The 20,548-nt window shown below is 67.1% G+C and carries 21 protein-coding genes; 12 read left to right on the top strand and 9 right to left on the bottom strand.

All coding sequences use genetic code 11. The annotated features are described in order from the left end of the window. Positions 1–61 precede the first annotated feature (61 nt). Positions 62–1,312, top strand: coding sequence for an IS110 family RNA-guided transposase (locus JOF57_RS03240; RefSeq protein ID WP_209913580.1), 1,251 nt, complete (start codon positions 62–64; stop codon positions 1,310–1,312). Positions 1,313–1,335: 23 nt separating this feature from the next. On the opposite strand, the gene JOF57_RS03235 is transcribed toward JOF57_RS03240, so the two are convergent. From JOF57_RS03235 to JOF57_RS03225, 3 genes are all read right to left on the bottom strand, one after another. Then, entirely contained in the window at positions 1,336–2,223 is an 888-nt protein-coding gene (locus tag JOF57_RS03235) for a carbohydrate ABC transporter permease (RefSeq protein ID WP_209913577.1), read from the bottom strand. Further along, positions 2,220–3,617 (bottom strand): ABC transporter substrate-binding protein, encoded by a 1,398-nt coding sequence (locus tag JOF57_RS03230; protein WP_307869951.1) that lies wholly within the window; start codon positions 3,615–3,617, stop codon positions 2,220–2,222. Before JOF57_RS03230 ends, JOF57_RS03235 begins: the two co-directional genes overlap by 4 nt. A 147-nt stretch (positions 3,618–3,764) precedes the next feature. After that, a complete protein-coding gene (locus JOF57_RS03225) occupies positions 3,765–4,271 on the bottom strand; it encodes a YflT domain-containing protein (RefSeq protein WP_039323611.1) in 507 nt (168 codons plus the stop codon). A gap of 126 nt (positions 4,272–4,397) precedes the next feature. On the opposite strand from JOF57_RS03225, the gene JOF57_RS03220 reads away from it, so the two are divergent. Continuing rightward, positions 4,398–5,027: a DUF4190 domain-containing protein gene (locus JOF57_RS03220; RefSeq protein WP_209913576.1), complete on the top strand. Its 630-nt coding sequence runs from the start codon at positions 4,398–4,400 to the stop codon at positions 5,025–5,027. A gap of 46 nt (positions 5,028–5,073) precedes the next feature. Here JOF57_RS03220 and JOF57_RS03215 read toward each other — a convergent pair whose 3' ends face one another. Continuing rightward, positions 5,074–6,039 carry an HpcH/HpaI aldolase/citrate lyase family protein gene (locus tag JOF57_RS03215; protein ID WP_209913573.1) on the bottom strand — a complete coding sequence of 322 codons (966 nt, stop codon included), beginning with the start codon at positions 6,037–6,039 and terminating at the stop codon, positions 5,074–5,076. Positions 6,040–6,064: 25 nt separating this feature from the next. On the opposite strand from JOF57_RS03215, the gene JOF57_RS03210 reads away from it, so the two are divergent. From JOF57_RS03210 to JOF57_RS03195, 4 genes are all read left to right on the top strand, one after another. Beyond that, a complete protein-coding gene (locus JOF57_RS03210) occupies positions 6,065–7,351 on the top strand; it encodes a magnesium transporter MgtE N-terminal domain-containing protein (protein WP_209913571.1) in 1,287 nt (428 codons plus the stop codon). After that, positions 7,348–7,893, top strand: a complete 546-nt coding sequence (locus JOF57_RS03205) for a DUF1003 domain-containing protein (RefSeq protein ID WP_209913569.1) — start codon at positions 7,348–7,350, stop codon at positions 7,891–7,893. The genes JOF57_RS03210 and JOF57_RS03205 overlap by 4 nt, the downstream gene beginning before the upstream one ends. A gap of 125 nt (positions 7,894–8,018) precedes the next feature. Further along, positions 8,019–9,335, top strand: coding sequence for a lytic transglycosylase domain-containing protein (locus JOF57_RS03200; RefSeq protein ID WP_209915757.1), 1,317 nt, complete (start codon positions 8,019–8,021; stop codon positions 9,333–9,335). Between the two features lie 38 nt (positions 9,336–9,373). Then, a complete protein-coding gene (locus JOF57_RS03195) occupies positions 9,374–10,516 on the top strand; it encodes an Mrp/NBP35 family ATP-binding protein (protein ID WP_209913566.1) in 1,143 nt (380 codons plus the stop codon). 19 nt (positions 10,517–10,535) lie between these two features. Here the strand turns inward: JOF57_RS03195 and tatB are convergent, their stop codons facing one another. The 4 genes from tatB to sigE form a co-directional block, all read right to left on the bottom strand. Continuing rightward, positions 10,536–10,940 (bottom strand): Sec-independent protein translocase protein TatB, encoded by a 405-nt coding sequence (gene tatB, locus JOF57_RS03190; RefSeq protein ID WP_209913564.1) that lies wholly within the window; start codon positions 10,938–10,940, stop codon positions 10,536–10,538. Between the two features lie 2 nt (positions 10,941–10,942). Further along, positions 10,943–12,439, bottom strand: a complete 1,497-nt coding sequence (gene htrA / locus JOF57_RS03185; protein ID WP_209913562.1) for a serine protease HtrA — start codon at positions 12,437–12,439, stop codon at positions 10,943–10,945. A gap of 78 nt (positions 12,440–12,517) precedes the next feature. Continuing rightward, complete coding sequence (gene rseA / locus JOF57_RS03180) at positions 12,518–12,916, bottom strand: anti-sigma E factor RseA (RefSeq protein WP_209913559.1); 399 nt, start codon at positions 12,914–12,916, stop codon at positions 12,518–12,520. 77 nt (positions 12,917–12,993) lie between these two features. After that, positions 12,994–13,773 (bottom strand): RNA polymerase sigma factor SigE, encoded by a 780-nt coding sequence (sigE, locus tag JOF57_RS03175; RefSeq protein ID WP_209913557.1) that lies wholly within the window; start codon positions 13,771–13,773, stop codon positions 12,994–12,996. A gap of 174 nt (positions 13,774–13,947) precedes the next feature. Between sigE and JOF57_RS03170 the strand changes: the two genes are divergently transcribed. The 6 genes from JOF57_RS03170 to JOF57_RS03145 all read left to right on the top strand — a co-directional run bounded on the left by JOF57_RS03170 (position 13,948) and on the right by JOF57_RS03145 (position 19,254). Continuing rightward, positions 13,948–14,592, top strand: coding sequence for an O-methyltransferase (locus JOF57_RS03170; protein ID WP_209913555.1), 645 nt, complete (start codon positions 13,948–13,950; stop codon positions 14,590–14,592). Between the two features lie 72 nt (positions 14,593–14,664). Then, positions 14,665–15,330, top strand: coding sequence for a TetR/AcrR family transcriptional regulator (locus JOF57_RS03165; RefSeq protein WP_209913553.1), 666 nt, complete (start codon positions 14,665–14,667; stop codon positions 15,328–15,330). Next, positions 15,327–16,232, top strand: coding sequence for an ABC transporter ATP-binding protein (locus tag JOF57_RS03160; protein ID WP_209913551.1), 906 nt, complete (start codon positions 15,327–15,329; stop codon positions 16,230–16,232). Before JOF57_RS03165 ends, JOF57_RS03160 begins: the two co-directional genes overlap by 4 nt. Further along, complete coding sequence (locus JOF57_RS03155; RefSeq protein WP_209913549.1) at positions 16,229–17,845, top strand: ABC transporter permease; 1,617 nt, start codon at positions 16,229–16,231, stop codon at positions 17,843–17,845. Before JOF57_RS03160 ends, JOF57_RS03155 begins: the two co-directional genes overlap by 4 nt. A 19-nt stretch (positions 17,846–17,864) precedes the next feature. Next, positions 17,865–18,539 carry a methyltransferase family protein gene (locus JOF57_RS03150; RefSeq protein ID WP_209913547.1) on the top strand — a complete coding sequence of 225 codons (675 nt, stop codon included), beginning with the start codon at positions 17,865–17,867 and terminating at the stop codon, positions 18,537–18,539. Between the two features lie 70 nt (positions 18,540–18,609). Continuing rightward, positions 18,610–19,254, top strand: coding sequence for a DUF4126 domain-containing protein (locus JOF57_RS03145; protein ID WP_209913545.1), 645 nt, complete (start codon positions 18,610–18,612; stop codon positions 19,252–19,254). Positions 19,255–19,278: 24 nt separating this feature from the next. On the opposite strand, the gene glgC is transcribed toward JOF57_RS03145, so the two are convergent. Beyond that, positions 19,279–20,493, bottom strand: coding sequence for a glucose-1-phosphate adenylyltransferase (glgC, locus tag JOF57_RS03140; protein ID WP_064932053.1), 1,215 nt, complete (start codon positions 20,491–20,493; stop codon positions 19,279–19,281). Positions 20,494–20,548: the final 55 nt, after the last annotated feature.

Here is a 20,548-nt window from a genome sequence, read left to right as displayed (position 1 = left end):
CCGCACCCCGGCACCGAAGTTTGGGTGCCTCCCCACTGGGTCTAGCAGCGAGGAGGCTGTGATGAAGTATGCCCCAACCGTCTTGGCGACGGAACCCGCCAACGGACTGACCTGCGGAATCGATTGGGCCCGTGACGACCACGCGGTATCGATCGTCGACGCGAGAGGCCGCGAAGTCCACCGAAATACCATCGAGCACAGTGCCGCGGGACTGCGAACCCTGCCCGCACAACTCGCCCGAATGGGCATCAGCGAGGTGGCCATCGAACGCCCCGACGGCCCGCTGGTCGACGGGCTGCTTGCCGCCGGCATCACTGTGGTCGTGATCAGCCCCAACCAACTCAAAAACCTGCGTGGCCGTTACGGCTCGGCCGGCAACAAGGACGACCGCTTCGACGCCTTCGTGTTGGCTGACACCTTGCGCACCGACCGAACCCGGCTGCGCCCCCTGGTCCCCGACTCCCCGGCCACCACCGCGCTGCGAGCCGCCTGCCGAGCCCGCAAGGACCTCATCGGACACCGCGTCGCGCTGGCCAACCAGCTGCGCGAACACCTCAACCGCGCCTTCCCGGGTGCGGTGGGACTGTTCGCCGACATCGACTCGATGATCAGCCTCAGCTTCCTGACCCGTTTCGACTGCCAAGACCGAGCCGACTGGCTGACCCCGAAACGCCTGGGCGCCTGGCTGGCCTCGGTGAGCTACACCGGCGGCATGGACCCCGCCGTCCTGCACGCCCGCCTGGTCGCTGCACCCCGAGGCGCCACCGGCGAGGAAGGCGTGGCCCACGCCCACATCACCGGCGCACTCGTGGCCACCCTCAAGACCCTCGTCGAGCAGATCAAAACCTTGTCCGACGAGATCGCCGACCAGCTCGCCGCCCATGCCGACGCGCACATCTTCACCAGCCTGCCCCGTTCCGGAAAGATCAGAGCGGCAAAGCTTCTCGCCGAAATCGGAGACTGCCGCGGACGCTTCCCAACTCCCGAATCCCTGGCTTGCCTGGCCGGCGTCGCACCCTCCACCCGACAATCGGGCACCATGCGCTCGGTCGGGTTCCGCTGGTCCTGCGACAAACACCTGCGCGACGCTGTCACTGACTTCGCCGCTGACTCCCGCCACGCCAACCCCTGGGCAGCCGAACTCTACAACCGCGCCCGAGCCAACAAACACGACCACTCCCACGCCACTCGCATCGTGGCCCGCGCCTGGCTCTACGTCATCTGGCACTGCTGGCAAGACCGCGTCGCCTACGACCCCACTCAACACCGGGCCCTCCAAACCCTCCTCGACGACCAAAAGCCTGCAGCCTGACACCGGGGTTGACACAGGGCTACTCATCGGCCCTCCGCCTCTGCACCGGGCGCCGACGCACCGAACAACGTGATGAAGATGAACGCGATGACCGCCACCGACAGAAAGATCAACACACTGATGGCCGAACCCAATCCGAGGTTGAACGCCTTGAACAGGTTGTCATATCCGAGGATCGACACCGACCCGGTGCTGTTGGCTCCCCCGGTCAACACATAGATGTTGTCGAAGATCCGGAACGCGTCCAGAGTGCGGAACAGCAGCGCCACGAGGATGGCCGGCTTGATCAGCGGCAGAATCACTCTCACCAGGCGCGTCCACGCTCCGGCCCCGTCGACCTGGGCGGCATTGAGCAGATCCTGCGGCACCAGGGCGAGCCCCGCCAGCAGCAGCAGCGCCATGAACGGCGTGGTCTTCCACACCTCGGCCAGCACGATGATGGCCAACGAGGGCAGCTGTTCGGTCAACGGGGCGCTGCCGTCGGGCAGGAGGTTGGCCAGGTAGCCGGTGCCCGGTGTCCAGGCGTAGTACCAGCTGTAGGAGGCCGCCACCGTCACGATGCCGTACGGGATCAGCACCGCGGTCCGGACCACGCCTTTGCCGAAGATGGTGCGGTGCATGACCAGTGCCAGTGCCATACCGAGGACGAACTCGATCGTCACCGAGACGACGGTGATCGCCAACGTCACCGCGAACGCCGTCCACCAGTACCGGTCGGTGAGGATGGTCTGGTAGTTGGCGAATCCGACGAAGGCGGTGTCGTCGGGGGCGGCCAGGTTGTAACGCTGCAGGCTCAACCACACCGCGTAGCCGATCGGGTACGCGGTCACCGCGATCATCAGGATCACCGCGGGCGCGATCAGCGCGAACGCCAACTTCCGTTCGGACGTGCTGTTCTGAGTGCGGCTCATGGAATCAGCCCTTTGCCGTCGATGGCCTTCTGCACCTGTTCGGTCAGCTCATCGGCAGTGCGCTCCGGATCAATGTCGGTGATCGGGGCCAGGGTGGCCGACATGCGGGTGGACACCGCCTGATAGACCGGGGTCGCGGGGCGGACCGCGGCATTGGTCAACTGCTCGCGGATGATCGCGTACTGCGGGTACTTGGCCTGGAATTCCGGATCGTCGTAGAGCGACTCGCGCACCGCGGGCAACCCGCCCTCGACCGAGGTGTAGCGCTGGTTCTCGACGTTGCGCAGGCAGCGGATGGCCTCGAAGGCTTCGGCCTTGTGCCGGCTGGTCTTGGCCACCGCGAGGTTCAGCCCGCCGATGGTCACCTTCGCCGGTTCGCCCTCGGAGACTCCCGGGTAGTTCGCGAAGCCGAACACATCCTTGCTGGCCTCGTAGGCCGACTCAAACTGCTCGTCAGTCGGCGAGAAGGTGCCCAGATCGTTGATGGCATCGGCGAGATCGGCACGCTCGTTCAGCGGCAGGAAGTTCACCCCGCCCTTGACGGCGTTCTCCAACAGCGAGGGCAGCACGAACGGCCAGTTGACCTCGAGCGCGGCCTTACCCTGCTCGAGTGCAAGCCGGGCGGTGCCCTCATCGGTCTGGGTCACCGATGGATCGGCCCCAGGCGCGGTGGCGACCGAGGAGATGATCTGCAGCGCCTTGACGGTGGCCGCCCGATGCTCCGGGGTGTCGGTCAGCGTGACGGTCTTGCCGTCCTCGGAGAGCACCTGTCCACCCGCACTCGCCAGCAAAGTGTTGAACCACACGACCAGGCCCTCGTACTGCTTGGCCTGCACCGCAATCCAACTGGGCTTGCCCGCTGCGTGCAGACGCGCCGCCTCGGCGACCATACCGTCCCAGGTCGATGGCGGCTCATCCATCAAATCAGCTCGATACCACAGCAATTGGGTGTTGGTGGTGATCGGCGAGGCATACAGCCGGCCCTGCCAGCGGGCAGTCTCCAGCGGTCCGGGCAAGGTGTTGGATTCTGCGTCGGACTCGGCTTCGCCTGCCGGATCGTCGGACAGCGGGACAGCCCAACCGGCCTCGGCGAACTCTGCGGTCCAGACCACGTCGAGAGCCATGATGTCGAGCGTCTTGTCGTTGCCGGTCAGCCGCCGGGCCAGCTGCAACCGTTGGTCATCAGCGCCTTTCGGCAAACTCACCTGCTTGATGGTGAAACGATCGCCGAGTTCGGCGTTGCAGCGTTTGGCCACGGCCGTGAAGGTCGCCATCTCGTTGGCCGGGGTGTAGTAATTGATGACGATCCCGTCGTCGCCTTTACCACAAGCCGACACCATCGAGGCTGTCGCCAACGCGGCCACTGCCGCAGCACATAGCCGCCGAGCGCGCACCGCCCTGCCTCCCGTTCACGCGGGAACCTCCCGCGCGCAAACCGTAGAGCCACACCCGCGTGATATGCAACAGTTCCCACGCCACGCGTCACAATCGTGACCTGCGGCGCTTTGCCACCGCACCCGATCCCGGTGCGAGGTGATGACTCAGATCGTCAAGCGTGCCAACAGATCCCGGCCCTGCTCGGCACCCTGCGGATCACACAGAACGTCGTAGCGGCCGGCGACCAGCTGCATCGTCGAACTGAAATCTCTTGTGCCGCGAGCCATCGCATACGGGATCGCCGAGGTGATCAAGCCGAAGAAGACACCGGCGATCAGGCCGGTGAGCAGCGCACTCCACGGGTTGGGACTGAAGAAACCGAGGATCAGGCCGATGAACAGGCCCAGCCAGGCACCCGACAGCACACCACCACCGAGCACCTTGGGCCAGCTCAGCCGGCCGGTGACCCGCTCGACCTGCATGAGATCCACCCCGACGATCGTCACCTGCTGCACCGGGAACTGTTGGTCGGACAGGTAGTCGACGGCACGCTGGGCCTCCGCGTACGTCGGGTAGGACCCGATCGGCCAGCCTTTGGGCGGCGTCGGCAACGCACCGCGCGCAGCGGGCGCGGCGCCCGGCGTCTGACCGGACTGAAATGGGCTCGTCATCGAACTTCACTCTCCTCCGCACCGCCTGCTCGGCGACTGCTCTCGTTACAGCAACGCCCCCACACCGAAATTGGTGCCGGAGTCACGCCCTCTTGGCGTCATCGTCCGTGCGCTAGGTTGATCAGCATGACAAACGCGGACGGCAACGCGGGCGAAACGGCGCCATCCGACCCGGGTTCCCAGCCGTCTGAACCGTTGTCCAGCGGCTACGAAGCACCGCCCATCGAGCACTCCCAGGATCGGCCGGATCCCGGCGCGGCGCAACCGCCGTACGAATTTCCATCGCCGAACTCCGACGTCGCCGCGCCCTATCCGCCTGCGATCGACTACCCCGCCGACATTCCGTACGGCTACCCGTCACCTCCCGCGTATCCCCCGTCGTTCCCGCCGCCGCCCGGGTATCCCCCGCCGCCTCCGGGCTACTGGATGTCCGGGTACCCCGGATATCCCGGTGGTTACGGGATGCCGCCGGCCAACCCGACCAACAGCATGGCGATCGGATCGCTCGTCGCCTCGGGTCTGTCGCTGTTCCTGCTCTTCGCGTGCGCGATCGGACTGGTCGCCGCCCTGGTCGGTATCGGTCTCGGGATCGTCGCGCTGAACCAGATCAAGCAGACCGGGCAGTCAGGCTACGGTCCGCAGGTCGAACAGCCGGGCCGAGGCTTGGCGATCGCCGGCATCGCGCTCGGCGTGTTCGGCACCCTGATCAACGGAGGCTGGCTGCTGTTCTTTGTGATCGGCGTGCTCTCCGCGTAGCGGACCGCACCGAATTACGGTGCAGTGCGGCACTACCCGACCCGGGTCAGCTCGGCGGCCGGAACGGTTCGGCCAGTCGGTGCATCCCGGCCGCACGGCCTTTGCCCGCTATCACCAGTGCCATCTTGCGGCTGGCCTCGTCGATCATCTCGTCGCCCAGCATCACCGCTCCCCTGGACCCACCGGCCTGCGAGGTGTGCCACTCATAGGCGTCGAGGATCAGCTCGGCGTGATCGTAATCGGCTTGGCGCGGGCTGAAGATCTCGTTGCCCGCCTCGATCTGGTCGGGATGCAGCACCCACTTGCCGTCATAGCCCAGGGCAGCCGAGCGTCCGGCCACCCGGCGGAACCCGTCCACATCGCGCACCTTGACGTACGGACCGTCGATGGCGTTGATGCCGCGACTGCGCGCGGCGATCAGGATGCGCATCAGCACGTGGTGATGGGCATCGCCGATGTCATACCCGTCGGGCTGCCCGCCGACCTCCAGGGTGCGCATGTTGAGGCTGGCCGCCATGTCCCCGGGCCCGAGCACCAGCGCCTGCACCCGCGGGCCGGCCGCGATCGCGTCGACATTGGTCAGTCCCTGCGCGTTCTCGATCTGTGCCTCGATGCCGATCCGGCCGGGTTCCAGGCCGTGGGTGCTCTCGAGCTGCGACAGCAGCAGATCGAGCGCCTGGACGTGCGCCACCTCGGTCACCTTGGGCAACACGATGAGATCGATGGACGCCCCGACTGAAGCCACCGTGGACACCACCTCGATCACGTCGGCATACGTCCACGGCGTGGTCCAGTCGTTGACCCGTACCCCACGCAGCTGGCCCGCCCAGCCGTCGGCGGCCAACGCCGCCGCGACCTGTGTGCGGGCCGATGCCTTGGCCTCGGGGGCAACCGCGTCCTCGAGGTCGAGGAACACCTCGTCAGCAGGCAGACTTCTGGCTTTCTCGATCATCTTCAGGCTGCTGCCCGGCACCGAGAGGCACGTTCTGCGGGGTCGATACGTGTTCTCCACGACCACAGTCTCTACCCTTTGACTCATGGCGGCGGTGAACAGGGTCTACGCGGCCCGGCTTGCAGGGATGGTGGTGCTGGGCCCCGACGGGGAGTCCATCGGCCGTGTCCGCGACGTGGTGATCAGCATCAGCATCGTCCGCCAGCAACCGCGAGTTCTCGGCCTGGTGGTCGAATTGCTCACCCGAAGAAGGATTTTCGTTCCGATCCTGCGGGTCACCGCGATCGAGCCCGGCTCGGTGACCCTGGCCACCGGCAGCGTGTCGCTGCGCCGCTTCGCCCAACGACCCGGCGAGGTGCTGGTTCTGGGCCAGGTGCTGGAAACCCGGGTGCGCATCGACGATCCCGATCTGGAGCAGCTGGCCGGAATCGACGTCGTGGTAGTCGATCTGGGCATCGAACAGACCCGGACCCGCGACTGGGTGGTGACCCGGGTGGCGGTGCGCCCACAACGACGCCTGGGGCGGCGCTCCAACATCCATGTCGTGGAGTGGCAGAACGTGCACGGCCTCACGCCGTCCGGTCTGGCGATGCCCGACCAGGGAGTGGCCTCGCTACTCGAGCAGTTCGAGGGACAACGACCGGTCGAGGTGGCCGAGGCCCTGCGCGAGCTGCCGGTCAAGCGGCGCTACGAGTTGTACCGGGCGTTCGACGACGAGCGGCTGGCCGACGTGTTGCAGGAGCTGCCCGAGGACGAACAGGCCGCGGTGTTGCGCCAGCTGAACACCGAGCGCGCCGCCGACGTCCTGGAGGCAATGGACCCCGACGACGCCGCCGACGTGCTGGGGTCGATGACCCCGGCCGATGCCGAGACCCTGCTGCGCAAGATGGACCCCGAGGATTCCGAGGATGTGCGACGGCTGCTGGCCCACTCGCCGGACACAGCGGGCGGCCTGATGACCAGTGAGCCGGTGGTACTGGCGCCCGACACCACCGTCGCCGAGGCGCTGGCGCGGATCCGCGACCCCGACCTCACCCCGGCGCTGGCCTCGATGGTCTTCGTCACGCGGCCCCCCACCGCCACCCCGACGGGGCAGTACCTGGGCTGCGTCCACCTGCAGCGGCTGCTGCGCGAACCGCCTGCGGCACTGGTCAGCGGCATCGCCGACACGGATCTGCCCAGCCTGAGCCCGGCGGACTCGCTGGCCGCGGTGACCCGCTACTTCGCCGCGTACAACCTGGTGTGCGGCCCAGTGGTCGATGAGGAGAACCACCTGCTGGGTGCGGTGTCGGTCGACGACGTGCTCGACCACATGCTGCCCGACGACTGGCGCGAACGCGACGAGCCCGAGCTCCCGGCGGCGAGCTCATGAGCGAATTGACGGCGCGCCAGCGGCTGGACACCCCACGCGGGACCCGCGGCTTCGGGCTGCACGTCGACATCGAGGCAGTGGGCGCGTTCAGCGAGTCGATCGCCCGATTCCTCGGCACCGGGCGCTACCTGGCCATTCAGACGATCTTGGTGATTGTCTGGATCGCCCTCAACATCGGCGTCTTTGCCTTCCAGTGGGATCCGTACCCGTTCATCCTGCTCAACCTGGCCTTCTCGACGCAGGCCGCCTATGCCGCCCCGCTGATCCTGCTGGCCCAGAACCGGCAGGAGAACCGGGACCGGGTCTCGCTCGAAGAGGACCGGCGCCGAGCCGAACAGACCAAGGCCGACACCGAGTACCTGGCCCGCGAGCTGGCGTCGCTGCGGCTGGCGGTGGGCGAGGTCGTCACCCGCGATTACCTACGCCGCGAATTGGAAGAACTGCGTGACCTGATCACCGAGCTCACCGTGCCTGCCGATACCGACCGGGCGAACGCGAGCAAAGCCGACGGGGCTGAGCGCCGGACCAAACGCGGTGGTTGATCTCGCTGTCCACCATTGTGGTAACAACGCAATCCGGGACTATGTATGGTGACTTGGTTCACAACATGGTATTTGGCCAAAGCCGACCGAAGGACGGGTAAGTGCGCGTAGGGGGAGGAGCGGTGATCGCATCCGCTCGGCGCCGTGTGAGCCGGCTCGTGCGCTCACCCGCGCTCGGCGTAGCCGTCCTGGCTCCCATCGTTCTGGTCGCCGGTGCCGGGTCTTCCGCCTCGGAAGCCGGCGTGTCCACCGCCGCGGTCACGCCCATGGCCGCCGTAGCACCCCAGGTCGACCGCTCGGGTCCGTCGGTGGTCGCCGCGGCCAGGCCCCCGACCAACTTCCGCATCAAGTCGATGACCGCCACCTCGGCTCCGCCGCCAGCTTTCGTCGTCAATACCCCTGGGGCCCTTGGCATTCCGGGAACGTCGCTGAAGGCATACCGCAATGCCGAACGGATGATGGCCGCCGCCTACCCCGGCTGCGGTATCAGCTGGAATCTGCTGGCCGGTATCGGACGTATCGAGTCGGGGCACGCCAACGGCGGCGCCACCGATGCCCGCGGTACCGCGGTCCGCCCGATCTACGGTCCCGCCCTCGACGGCACCCTGCCCGGCAACGAGGTCATCGTCCAGAGCGCCCAGTCCGGACGGATCAGCTATGTCCGGGCCATGGGGCCGATGCAGTTCCTGCCTGGAACCTGGGCCCGCTATGCCTCTGACGGCGACGGCGACGGCAAGGCCGAAGTGCAGAACGTGTTCGACTCGGCGCTCGCCGCGGCCCGCTACCTGTGCAGCGGCGATCTCAACTTGCGCGACCAGTCCCAGGTCATGACGGCCATCCTGCGATACAACAACTCGGTGGCCTACGCCCGAAATGTGCTGGGCTGGGCCGCTGCGTACGCCACGGGTGTGGTGCCGGTCAACCTGCCGGAAATCACCGGGTCCATTCCCCCGATCGGTGATTCCCATCTGGACCATGCCGAAGGCCTCGGTCCGAACTTGCCTGCCGATGCCACGGGGCTTCCCTCGGGTGATCCGCTGGCCCTGATCCCGCTGCTCAACCGCAACGAGACCGGCACCCAGAACGTCCCCGGATTCGCGCCGGGCCAGGTGCTGGGCCCGCTACCGGGTCCGGCACAGGCCATCCCGTCGCAGACGCCGGCCGCCCCGCCGCCATGGGTCCCGCCGTGGGAGCAACCGCGCCAGCCAGCATGCGTGGTGTTCTGCCTGGGTGAACAGGCTCCCCCGCCGGCGCCCGTTCCGCCGCTCGGGCCGCCCCCTGCTCCCGCGCCGGTCCCCGGACCGGCACCGCAGCAGGCTCCGCTGCCCGGACTTCCGCCGCCGGGACCGGTGCCCGCCGCCCCGATCGGCCCGCCGATCGAGGCCGCGCCCGCGACTCCGGCGCTTGGGCCGGGGCCCGGCCCCGCCCCGGGACCGGCCTGAATCCAGCTCGCAACACCGTCGCCGTAGACTCGGCGGTGATGTCCGAATCTGCCACTGAGCTGCAATCCGCGGTTCGCGCCGCGCTGGCCAAGGTGATCGACCCCGAACTGCGGAAGCCGATCACCGAACTCGGCATGGTCAAGAACATCTCGATCGAGGCCGACCACGGCGTACATGTCGAGATCTATCTGACCACCGCGGCCTGCCCGAAGAAGACCGAGATCGCCGACATGGTGACGGCCGCCGTCACCGACGTGCCCGGCACCGGCGCCGTCAAGGTGAGCCTGGACGTGATGAACGACGAGCAGCGCGCCGAGTTGCGCACCCTGCTGCGCGGCGATTCCCGCGAACCGGTGATCCCGTTCGCCCAGCCCAACTCCCTCACCCGGGTGTACGCCGTGGCCTCCGGGAAAGGCGGCGTGGGCAAGTCCAGTGTGACGGTCAACCTGGCTGCCGCGATGGCCGCCCGTGGGCTGTCCGTCGGCCTGCTGGACGCCGATATCTACGGCCATTCGGTGCCGCGCATGATGGGTACCAAAGACCGGCCCACCCAGGTCGACTCGATGATCCTGCCGCCCATCGCCCACGACGTGAAGGTCATCTCGATCGCGATGTTCACCCAGGGCAACACGCCCGTGGTGTGGCGCGGGCCGATGTTGCACCGGGCCCTGCAGCAGTTCCTGGCGGATGTGTACTGGGGCGATCTGGACGTACTGCTGCTCGATCTGCCGCCGGGCACAGGCGATATCGCCATCTCGGTGGCCCAGTTGATCCCGGGTGCCGAGATCCTGGTGGTGACCACTCCGCAGATGGCTGCCGCCGAAGTGGCCGAGCGTGCCGGCGCGATCGCGCTGCAGACCCGCCAGCGCATCGCCGGCGTGGTGGAGAACATGTCGGGCCTGCAGATGCCCGATGGCACCGTCATGCAGTTGTTCGGTGAGGGCGGCGGCCGTCAGGTCGCCGAGTCGCTGACCCGTTCAGTGGGCGCCGAGGTGCCGCTGCTGGGCCAGGTCCCGCTGGATCCGGCGTTGGTGACTGCGGGTGACTCCGGCGTGCCGTTGGTGCTGTCGGCGCCCGAATCAGCGGCAGGCGCCGAGCTGCGCAAGATCGCCGAGGGATTGTCGGCCCGCAAGCGCGGCCTGGCAGGGGTGTCGCTGGGTCTGGACACCGCGCGGCGCTAGAAGGCCCCGCTGGAAGGCCCTAGGTGGCGTCCGGGTCGAATGTGGAGCCGACCGACTTGTCTGTCGGCGTGGCCCCGATCTCGCCGGCGGGCTTGTCGCCGGGAACTGAGGGCTGCTGATTCTTGCCGTCGTCGAAGGCACCGGTCAGGAACGAATCATCGCCATCGAGCAGATGCTTGGTGATCGCGGCCCGCGGGGTCATGCCGCGTAGCTTCTGCAGCTCGGCCAGGGGTTGGCGCAGATCGTCGAACTCCGGACCGAGGTCCTCGCGCAACTGGCTGGTCGCTCCGCTGACGTAATCGCGTGCCTGCTTCAGGGCACCGGAGGTCCACCGGATGGCACCGGGCAGGCGCTCGGGCCCCAGGATCACCAGACCGGCGATCACCAGGACCAGCATCTCTCCCCACCCGATGTTCGCGAACATCGCTACTGCGCTTTTTGATCGTCGCCGATCGGCGTGACCATGAATGTCATGGGCCGACCGTCACGGAGCACCTCGATCGGGGATTCCTGCCCGATCTTGAGCTGACGCACCGCGACCACCATCTCATCGGCGTCGGCGACCTTGCGGTCCCCGACCTTGACCACGACGTCGTTCTCCAGGATGCCGGCCTTGTCGGCCGGGCCCCCGGCGTTGACGTTGCGGACCTGCGCGCCCGAGGCCACGCTGTTGCTCACCGTGACGGCACTGAGCAACAGCGTCGGATGCGCGACCTTGCCGTCCTTGATCAGGTTCTCGACGACCTGCTTGACCTCGTTGACCGGGATCGCGAATCCGAGGCCACTAGCGCTGTCCGACAAGGACTTTCCGGCCGTATTGATTCCGATCACCTCGGAGGACATGTTGATCAGCGGGCCACCGGAGTTGCCGTGGTTGATGGAGGCATCGGTCTGCACCCCGTCGATCACGGTGTCGGTGTCGGAGCCTTCGCCCGAGAGCGGCACCGGACGGTGCAGCGCGCTGATGATGCCGTGCGTGACCGTGCTGCGCAGGCCCAGCGGGGCGCCGGCCGCGATGACTTCCTCGCCGACGCGCAACTTCTCGGAGTCGCCCAACCGCGCCACGACGAGGTTGTCGACGTTGTCGACCTTCAGCACGGCCAGATCGGTCTTCGGGTCACGGCCGATCAGATTGGCGGGAACTTCCTTGCCGTCGTTGAACACGACGGTGATCTTGTAATCGGCGGGCTTGCTCGCCGCGTCGGAGATCACGTGGTTGTTGGTGACGACGTAGCCCTTGCCGTCGACCACGACGCCGGAGCCCTGCGAGCCCTCGGTCTTGCTCTTGGCCTCGATCGTCACCACCGAATCCTCGACCGCTGCGGCCACCGTGGCGAACCGGCCGGCGTCCGGGGACGGGAGGCCACCGGTCTCCAGCGTCACCTTCGAGGTGGTGAAGGCCTGCACGGTACTGGCGGTCTTCTGTCCGACCCAGCCACCGATCGCGCCGACCATGAGCGTGATCAGGAGCAACACGACCAGTGCCATCCAGGACACCCGGCCACCGAACAGCACCTCGCGGGCGCCCAGCTTGCCGATCGGGGCCGGTACGACCACCGGTGCGACCGGCGCCTGGGCGGGGGTGCCCAGCGCCGGGACGGCACCCGGGTTGCGCCAGGGATCGTCGACGTCGTCATCACCTGCGGTCCGCTCGGCCTCGAGCGCGCCGGCATCGGTGGGATGACGCTGCAGGGATTCACCGCTGCTGGAGGGACGGCTGAAGGCCTCGGCCAGCACGGGGTCCGGCGGTAAGTCCTTGGGGGCGTACTCGCCCTGGTCTTCGTACTTCTCCGCACCGAGGAACGAGCCGTCGACGCCGGCGGGCCGGCCGAACGTGCGCTGCGACAACTGGTCTACGGGTGGCCGCTCGACAGGGCGCGGTTCCAGACGGCCGCTCTCGTCGGACTGGTCCTGATTGGTCACCGGTGTATCACTCTCTATCGGAGCGCCCGCCCCAGCCAGATAGGCCGACGCCGGTCACTGATCGCCTTGGGGTCCAGCCTACCGGCGCTTGCGCCGACTCCGCGTCGGGTCATCAGCAATCTGAGGCTGTTCACCCACGTCAGCCGAGGGCTGCGGACTGTGGTGCGGTATCTGCGACAACAGACCCAATAGGGAATTCGGAATGGCAACCGGACAGGAGTCCCGCAGTGCCGCCCGGGCCTGGCCCTGGGCATCGACCTCGGCCGCGCAGTCCGCGCAGAGGGACAGGTGGTGCGCGGCCCGCAGGTGGGCGCTCATCCGCAGCTCTCCGTCGACGAAGGCCGCGATGGCCTCGGTGGAGAGGTGCTCGGTCGAACCGAACTGCCGCGGTGCGCCTACCGGTGCATTGCTCTGCGAGGCAAACTGCGCAGGCAACCAGGAGAATGCCCGACGGAACACATGTCCCGGGTCGACCATCGCCCAGCTCCTCTCGCCACGACCAAATGTCCTGACCCGAATGTAGCGCGACCTGACGCGCTGAACGTCGACCACCGCTAGACGGATTTGGCGGTTTCCGGCGAGTGCTTCGCCAGATACTCGCGCAACGCCTGCCGACCGCGGTGAATTCGGCTGCGCACAGTGCCGAGCTTCACACCCAGCGTGGCGCCGATTTCTTCGTAGGACAGACCCTCGATGTCACACAGGACCACGGCGGCGCGGAACTCCGGTGCCAGCGAGTCCAGGGCAGCCTGAAGGTCGGCCCCCAACCGGGAGTCGTGGTAGATCTGCTCAGGGTTCGGGTCGTCGGCGGGCACCCGGTCGTAATCCTCGGGCAACGCTTCCATGCGGATGCGGCCGCGTCGACGGACCATGTCGAGGAAGAGGTTGGTGGTGATGCGGTGCAACCAGCCCTCGAAAGTTCCGGGCTGGTAGTTCTGCACCGACCGGAAAACCCGGATGAAGGTCTCCTGGGTCAGGTCCTCGGCATCGTGCTGGTTACCCGAGAGCCGGTAAGCCAGCCGGTAGACCCGGTCGGCGTGTTGGCGCACCAGTTCGTCCCATGACGGCATGGCCGCCTGATCGCCGGTGGCGTCGAAAACGGCGGTGCCGGTCAGCTCATCGGACGGCTCCACCCATTCGCCTGCGGTGAATTGCTCCAGATGTGCCATCGTCACCGGGGCGGCCTGGGTGGTGGGGTTCGAGGTAACAGCGTTCGCGCTCGTCGGATCCTCCTGATCACAGTTCTCATTCAGCTCAACACGACTCATGACTTCGCTATTCCGGTTGCTGTCCTGGTTGTGCTGGGCGGTGCGCCAGCGGGCGCCGTGTTCCATGCGGCTACCGTTCCTGATCCCGGTGTGGCAGGCATATGAGCAATCTGAACTTTTGCTGAGAAACCCAACGATACGTCCGGTCACCTGCACGAACCAGCGAATTTCCGTGGGTGATACCTGCCACCCGCGGGCGTGTCGCGACGACGCCCCCGGCCTCTGGCCTACGCTGCGGGCATGGTCAGCTCCAACCCCGGTCGCGCCGAGGCGATCGTCACGCATGCCGAACGGTCGATCTCCGAAGACGAGATCGTCGCGGCCGCGCGTGAGCGGGCCGAAGAACTCGGCGCGGGTGCGGTGACCCCTGCCGTAGGAGCGTTGCTGAGCGTGCTCACCCGGCTCACCGGGGGCAAGGCAGTGGTCGAAGTCGGCACGGGCGCCGGCGTCAGCGGGTTGTGGCTGCTGTCGGGCATGAGCGACGACGGCGTGCTGACCACCATCGACGTCGAACCCGAGCATCAGCGCATCGCCAAGCAGGGGTTCAGCGAGGCCGGGGTCGGCCCGGGACGGACGCGGCTGATCAGCGGTCGCGCCCAGGAGGTGCTCACCCGGCTGGCCGACGAGTCCTACGACCTGGTGTTCATCGACGCCGAACCCATCGACCAGCCGCAGTTCGTGGCCGAGGGGGTGCGCCTCCTGCGTTCCGGTGGCGCGATCGTGCTGCACCGGGCTGCGCTCGGCGGTCGGGCCGGCGACGCCTCGGCCAACGATGCCGAGGTCAGCGCCGTGCGTGAAGCGGCCCGGCTGATCGCCGAGGACGAGCGGCTTACTCCGGTGTTGATCCCGTTGGGTGACGGCCTGCTGGCCGCCGCCCGCGACTGACTTTTTCTTTTACGGATTCCTGACGGGCCAGACCCTTGACTGCGCACTGAACGGACGTTTAGCGTCCTAAACATGCGTTCAGTCGATGATCGAACTGCGATGGCCCGGATTCGGGACGCCGCGATCGAGCTGTACGGGCAGCACGGATTCAGCGTGGGACTGCGCGCGATCGGCGAGGCGGCCGGCGTCAGCGCCGCACTGGTGATCCACCACTTCGGTTCCAAGGACGGCCTGCGCAGGGCGTGCGACGCCTACGTCGCCGAGGTGGTGCGCGAGTCGAAGACCGAGTCGATGCAGAACGGCGATCCCGCGAGCTGGCTGGCCCAGATGGCGGAGATCGAGTCCTACGCCCCGCTGATGGCGTACCTGGTCCGCAGCATGCAGTCCGGCAGCGATCTGGCGAAGACGTTCTGGCGCACCATGGTCGACAACGCCGAGCAGTACCTGCAAGAAGGGGTCCGCACCGGGGTGCTCAAACCCAGCCGCGACCCGAAGGCCCGGGCAAGGTTCATGGCGATCTGCAGTGGCGGTGGGTTTCTGCTGTACCTGCAGATGCATGACGACCCCACCGATCTGCGCCGGGTGCTGCGCGATTACGGCGAGGACATGATGCTGCCCGCCCTGGAGCTCTACACCGACGGCCTGATGACCGACTCGACCATGTACGACACCTTCCTGCACCAGCGCGAACAGGGCATCCCATTCAGCACAGCTTCCGACACCAAGGAGCCAGAGTGAAGAACTCCGTCGAAATCCACGGACTGTCAAAGTCTTTCGGACATACCAAGGCCCTCGATGGTTTGAACCTGACAGTGTCCCCCGGCGACGTCACCGGCTTCCTGGGGCCCAACGGGGCAGGCAAGTCCACCACGATCCGGGTGCTGCTGGGTCTGCTGCGCGCCGACGGCGGCACCGTCCGGCTCCTGGGCGGCGACCCGTGGCGCGACGCGGTCGCCCTGCACCGCCGCATCGCCTACGTCCCCGGCGATGTCACGTTGTGGCCCAACCTGACCGGTCTGCAGGTCATCGACTTCCTGTGCCGGTTGCGCGGCAACGGCGCCGACACCCAGCCAGACATCCGCAGACGCGACGAACTGATCGAGCGGTTCGAACTGGACCCGCACAAGAAGGCTCGCACCTATTCCAAGGGCAACCGGCAGAAGGTCGCCATCATCGCGGCATTCAGCTGCCATTCCGAGCTCTATATTCTCGACGAGCCCACCTCCGGGTTGGACCCGTTGATGGAAAAGGCATTTCAGCAATGTGTCGCCGAGGTGGCCGGCCAAGGCGCCGCGGTCCTGCTGTCCAGCCACATCCTGGCCGAGGTGGAAAAGCTCTGCGACAACGTGACGATCATCCGGTCCGGACGCACGGTGCGGTCCGGGACCCTGGCCGAGATGCGGCACCTGATGCGCACCAAGGTGATCGCCCGCACCCGCTCCGACGGCCGGGCACTGCAGAACACTCCCTACGTTCACGATTTCAGCAGCCACGACGGGGCCGTGAGCTTCTCGGTGGACCGCAACGACCTCGAATTCGCCCTCGAGCATCTCACCGATCTCGGCATCGAAGATCTCACCGTCGCGCCGGCCTCCCTGGAAGACATGTTCCTGCGCGAGTACCAGGGAGCGACCCGATGACAGCGGCGGTTGCCTCGACCCGGCCGACCGGCCCAGCGGACACGACCTCGCCGTTCACCGGCACCGCAACGCTGTTGGGGCTGGCGTTGCGCCGTGACCGGGTACGCCTCAGCGTGTGGGTCGCCGCAATCACCTTGATGATGGTCTACGCCCCCAACGCAATTCGGTTGGCCTACCCGGGCGAAGAGCAGAGACTGGCCAGGGTCAACCTGCTGAAGACACCGGCCGGGATGATGCTGGGCGGCCCCATGTTCGGCGTCAACGAGACCGATCTCGGCGTGATGATGGCCAACGAGCTGACGCTCACGCTGACCATCGCAACCTCGATCCTGGCGATTCTCACCGTGATTCGTCATACCCGGGCCGAGGAGGAGAACGGTAGTGCCGAGCTGGTGCTCTCGTCGGTGGTGGGCCGCTACGCCCGCACCGCCGCGGCGCTGATCCTGGTCGGCGGCCTCAACGCCGTCCTGGCACTCACGATGACGCTGGCGATGGCATCCACCGGCTTCGCACTCGTCGACACCGCCGCCATGAGCCTGGGCATCACCGGGGTCGCGATGGTGTTCGGTGCGGTCGCCGCCGTCACCGCCCAACTCTGGCGCCAGTCCCGCACCGCGTCGGGCGCGGCGATGGCGACGCTGGCGGTGGCCGCGTTGGTGCGCGGGGCAGGCGACGTGATCGACAACTCGGGCAGCGTCCTGAGCTGGTTCTCCCCGATCGCCTGGGCCCAGCAGATGCGTCCGTTCACCGATCTGCGCTGGTGGCCGTTCGGGTTGTTGGTAATTCTGGCGCTCGGATCGATGGCAGTCGCCGCGGTGCTGGAACGCCGTCGACAATACGACGCGGGCACCATCGCATCGGTGGGCGAGAAGCCCGACGCCCCCACCATCACCGGCCCGCTGCGACTACACCTGACGCTGCAGCGGGGCCAGACGATCGGCTGGGCGGCGGGATTGTTCGTGGCCGGATTGGTCTTCGGCTCGATGACGAAGGCGCTGTTGGATGCGGCCGAGACCAACGAGTTGATCGCCCGATTGCTGTCCACGACAGGCAATGACGGCATCTACACCACCATGACCCAGTTCCTGGCTGCGGCAGCCACCGCATATGTCTCCTCGGTCGTGCTGCGGGTGTACACCGACGAGCAGAACGGACTGGGCGAACCAGTGCTGGCCGGGGCGGTGTCCCGCCGGCGCTGGCTGTTGGGTGCGGTCGGCTGCGCACTGGCGGGATCCGTAGTACTGCTGTTCTGCGCCGGTCTGGGCAACGGACTGGGCGCCGGACTGACGCTGGGAGAACCGGGTACGGTCATCCGCCTCACGTTGTCCGCACTTGCCTTTCTGCCCGCGCTCGCCGTGGTCGCTTCGGTTGCCGCGCTGGCCGTGGCGCTGCGTGCGCCGTGGATCGCCTGGCTGACAGTGACGTTCGTGATCACCGCGCTGTACCTCGGCGCGCTGCTACGTCTGCCGCGCTGGCTGATCGAACTGTCCCCGGTCGGCCAGACGACCGTACCGAGCCAGTTCCCCGCCACCGCACTGCTGGTGATGCTCGTCGTCGCAACGGCGTTGGCGGTGGTCGCGGGCTGGATATATCGAAACCGCGACGCGGTGTGAACCCGCTCAGGAGGCAACCGTGAAACTCGCACTTCAGACAATTGCATCGGGAGTGTTGGGCCTGGCGTTCTTCGCCGTGGCGTTGTTCTGGCCGGCCGGCACGTTCCACTATTGGCAGGCCTGGGTTTTCATCGCCGTATTCATGGCCACCACCATGGTCCCGAGTATCTATCTGGCGGTTCGAGACCCCGCGGCCCTGCAACGACGCCTGCACGGTGGCCCGACCGCGGAAACGCGGATCGTGCAGAAGATCGTCATCTGGGCGGTCACGGGCTCCGCCTTCGCCGCATTCGTCCTCAGCGCCCTCGACCACCGGTTCGGCTGGTCGAGCGTGCCGACCGCAGTGGTCATCCTGGGCAACGTCCTGGTTGCCATCGGGCTCGTCCTCGCGCAGGCGGTGGTCTTCCAGAACAGCTTCGCCGGGGCCAGCATCCGGGTAGAGGACGAACAACCGCTCGTCTCGACGGGTCTCTACGGCCTGGTTCGCCACCCGATGTACTTCGGTGCGGTGCTGATGATGTTCGGCACCCCGCCGGCACTCGGTTCGTACTGGGCCTTGCTCGTGTCCATCGCCTCGATACCGATTTTCGGAGTGCGGATCGCCGACGAGGAGAAGATGCTGCGCACCGAGCTCGACGGTTACGACGAATACACCCGGAAGGTCCGCTACCGGTTGTTGCCCTACGTGTGGTGAGCCACGACCCGGCCCGGCGGAATATGGCGAACTACCTGGGCCCGGGCCGAGTTCGCCGCATACTGCAGTAATGGAACTGTTGACTGGCTTTGGCCTGGCCACCGCGGCGGGGCTCAATGCCTACATCCCGTTGCTGGCCCTGGGCCTGCTGTCACGCTTCACCGCGCTGGTGTCGTTGCCGGCGGGATGGTCCTGGCTGGAGAACGGCTGGGTGATGGCGATCGTCGCGGTGCTGCTCGTCATCGAAGTAGTCGCCGACAAGATCCCCGCGCTCGATTCCGTCAACGACACCATCCAGACCTTCGTCCGCCCGACCGCAGGCGGCATCGTGTTCGGCTCGGGCACCGCGTCCCAGACCGCCGCGGTCGCCGATCCTGGCGCGTTCGCCCAGTCCGGCCAATGGATTCCGATTGCGATCGGCGCAGTCACCGCACTGGTGGTGTCGCTGACCAAATCGACGGTGCGTCCGGCCGCCAATGTCGCCACCGCCGGGGTCGCCGCCCCGGTGCTGTCCACTGTCGAGGACGTCACCAGTATCGGCCTGGTCTTCGTGGCGATCCTGCTACCGGTGCTGGTGGTGGTCGCGCTGGTGGCCGTGGTCTGGGGCGCCTTCCGGCTGTGGCGGTGGCGCAAGCGGCGAGGAGAGGCCAAGATCGGCGTCAACGCCCGTACCAATGCGCCGAGGCGGCCCGCGGCGGTAGATCCCTGGGAGTGACCCCGGAACACGGTGTCGGACGCGTCAGATCCAGACGCCCTTGCCGACGGCAACCACGCCGCCCGCGCTGATCGCGAACCGCTCACGGTCCTTGTCGAGGTCCACGCCCACCATCTCGCCCGGGCCCACCACCACATTCTTGTCCAGGATCGCGTGACGCACCACGGCGCCTCGGCCGATCCGCACCCCCGGCATCAGCACACTGCCCTCCACGATGGCGCCGTCATCGATCACCACGTTGGAGGACAACACCGAATTGCGCACGGACGCGGCGGAAATGATGCTGCCGGCGCCGACGACCGACTCTTGTGCCGAGCCCCCGTTGACAAACTTGGCCGGAGCCAGCATCTCCATCTCGCCTCGGATCGGCCAGCGCTTGTTGTAGAGGTTGAACACCGGGTGCACCGACACCAGGTCCATGTGTGCGTCGTAGAAGGCGTCCAGGGTTCCGACGTCGCGCCAGTAGCCGTGGTCGCGTTCGGTGGCCCCGGGTACCTCGTTGTTGTTGAAGTCGTAGACCGCCGCCATCCCGTCGGACACCAGTCGCGGGATTATGTCGCCGCCCATGTCGTGGTCGGAGTGGTCGTCGTCGGCATCGGCGCGGATCGCGTCGATCAGCACCTTGGTGGTGAAGATGTAGTTGCCCATCGACACGAAGGTCTGCTCGGGATCGTCGGGCGTGCCCGGGGGGTTCGCGGGCTTCTCGACGAAATCCTTGATACGCCCGGAGTCGTCGGCGTCGATGCAGCCGAACGCGCTGGCCTCCGCGCGCGGCACCCGGATGCCGGCCACCGTGGCCCCGGCCCCACTGTCGATGTGGAACCGCAGCATCTGCTCGGGATCCATGCGGTACACGTGGTCGGCACCGAAGATGATGATGTAGTCGGGATCTTCGTCGTAGATCAGGTTGAGCGACTGGTAGATCGCGTCCGCCGATCCGGTGTACCAACGCGGCCCGAGCCGCTGCTGGGCCGGCACCGGCGTGATGTACTCACCAGCCAGACCCGAAAGGCGCCAATTCTGGCTGATGTGGCGGTCCAGTGAATGCGACTTGTATTGCGTCAGAACGCAGATCCGTAGGTAGCGGGCGTTGACGAGATTGGACAGCACGAAATCGATCAGCCGGTAGGCACCGCCGAAGGGAACTGCCGGCTTGGCCCGATCGGCGGTCAGCGGGTACAGCCTTTTGCCCTCTCCCCCGGCCAGAACGATGCCCAGTACATGTGGCAACTCCCTCATGCGTCCAAACCTATCCGCCAACCAGCACCGCGGCCAGCCAATGGCAACTTCAAGT

The sequence above is a fragment of the Mycolicibacterium lutetiense genome (assembly GCF_017876775.1).
Lineage (GTDB): Bacteria > Actinomycetota > Actinomycetes > Mycobacteriales > Mycobacteriaceae > Mycobacterium > Mycobacterium lutetiense.
The sequence above is the reverse complement of the archived record's forward strand: the minus strand, read 5'-3'. Positions and strand labels throughout refer to the sequence as shown.

What these genes read in the sequence shown, in the direction of transcription:
- JOF57_RS03240 (WP_209913580.1), top strand. Translation starts at nt 62, where the DNA reads ATGAAGTATGCCCCAACCGTCTTGGCGACGGAACCCGCCAACGGACTG.
- JOF57_RS03235 (WP_209913577.1), bottom strand. Translation starts at nt 2,223, where the DNA reads ATGAGCCGCACTCAGAACAGCACGTCCGAACGGAAGTTGGCGTTCGCG.
- JOF57_RS03225 (WP_039323611.1), bottom strand. Translation starts at nt 4,271, where the DNA reads ATGACGAGCCCATTTCAGTCCGGTCAGACGCCGGGCGCCGCGCCCGCT.
- JOF57_RS03220 (WP_209913576.1), top strand. Translation starts at nt 4,398, where the DNA reads ATGACAAACGCGGACGGCAACGCGGGCGAAACGGCGCCATCCGACCCG.
- JOF57_RS03210 (WP_209913571.1), top strand. Translation starts at nt 6,065, where the DNA reads ATGGCGGCGGTGAACAGGGTCTACGCGGCCCGGCTTGCAGGGATGGTG.
- JOF57_RS03205 (WP_209913569.1), top strand. Translation starts at nt 7,348, where the DNA reads ATGAGCGAATTGACGGCGCGCCAGCGGCTGGACACCCCACGCGGGACC.
- JOF57_RS03195 (WP_209913566.1), top strand. Translation starts at nt 9,374, where the DNA reads ATGTCCGAATCTGCCACTGAGCTGCAATCCGCGGTTCGCGCCGCGCTG.
- tatB (WP_209913564.1), bottom strand. Translation starts at nt 10,940, where the DNA reads ATGTTCGCGAACATCGGGTGGGGAGAGATGCTGGTCCTGGTGATCGCC.
- rseA (WP_209913559.1), bottom strand. Translation starts at nt 12,916, where the DNA reads ATGGTCGACCCGGGACATGTGTTCCGTCGGGCATTCTCCTGGTTGCCT.
- sigE (WP_209913557.1), bottom strand. Translation starts at nt 13,773, where the DNA reads ATGGAACACGGCGCCCGCTGGCGCACCGCCCAGCACAACCAGGACAGC.
- JOF57_RS03170 (WP_209913555.1), top strand. Translation starts at nt 13,948, where the DNA reads ATGGTCAGCTCCAACCCCGGTCGCGCCGAGGCGATCGTCACGCATGCC.
- JOF57_RS03165 (WP_209913553.1), top strand. Translation starts at nt 14,665, where the DNA reads ATGCGTTCAGTCGATGATCGAACTGCGATGGCCCGGATTCGGGACGCC.
- JOF57_RS03155 (WP_209913549.1), top strand. Translation starts at nt 16,229, where the DNA reads ATGACAGCGGCGGTTGCCTCGACCCGGCCGACCGGCCCAGCGGACACG.
- JOF57_RS03145 (WP_209913545.1), top strand. Translation starts at nt 18,610, where the DNA reads ATGGAACTGTTGACTGGCTTTGGCCTGGCCACCGCGGCGGGGCTCAAT.
- glgC (WP_064932053.1), bottom strand. Translation starts at nt 20,493, where the DNA reads ATGAGGGAGTTGCCACATGTACTGGGCATCGTTCTGGCCGGGGGAGAG.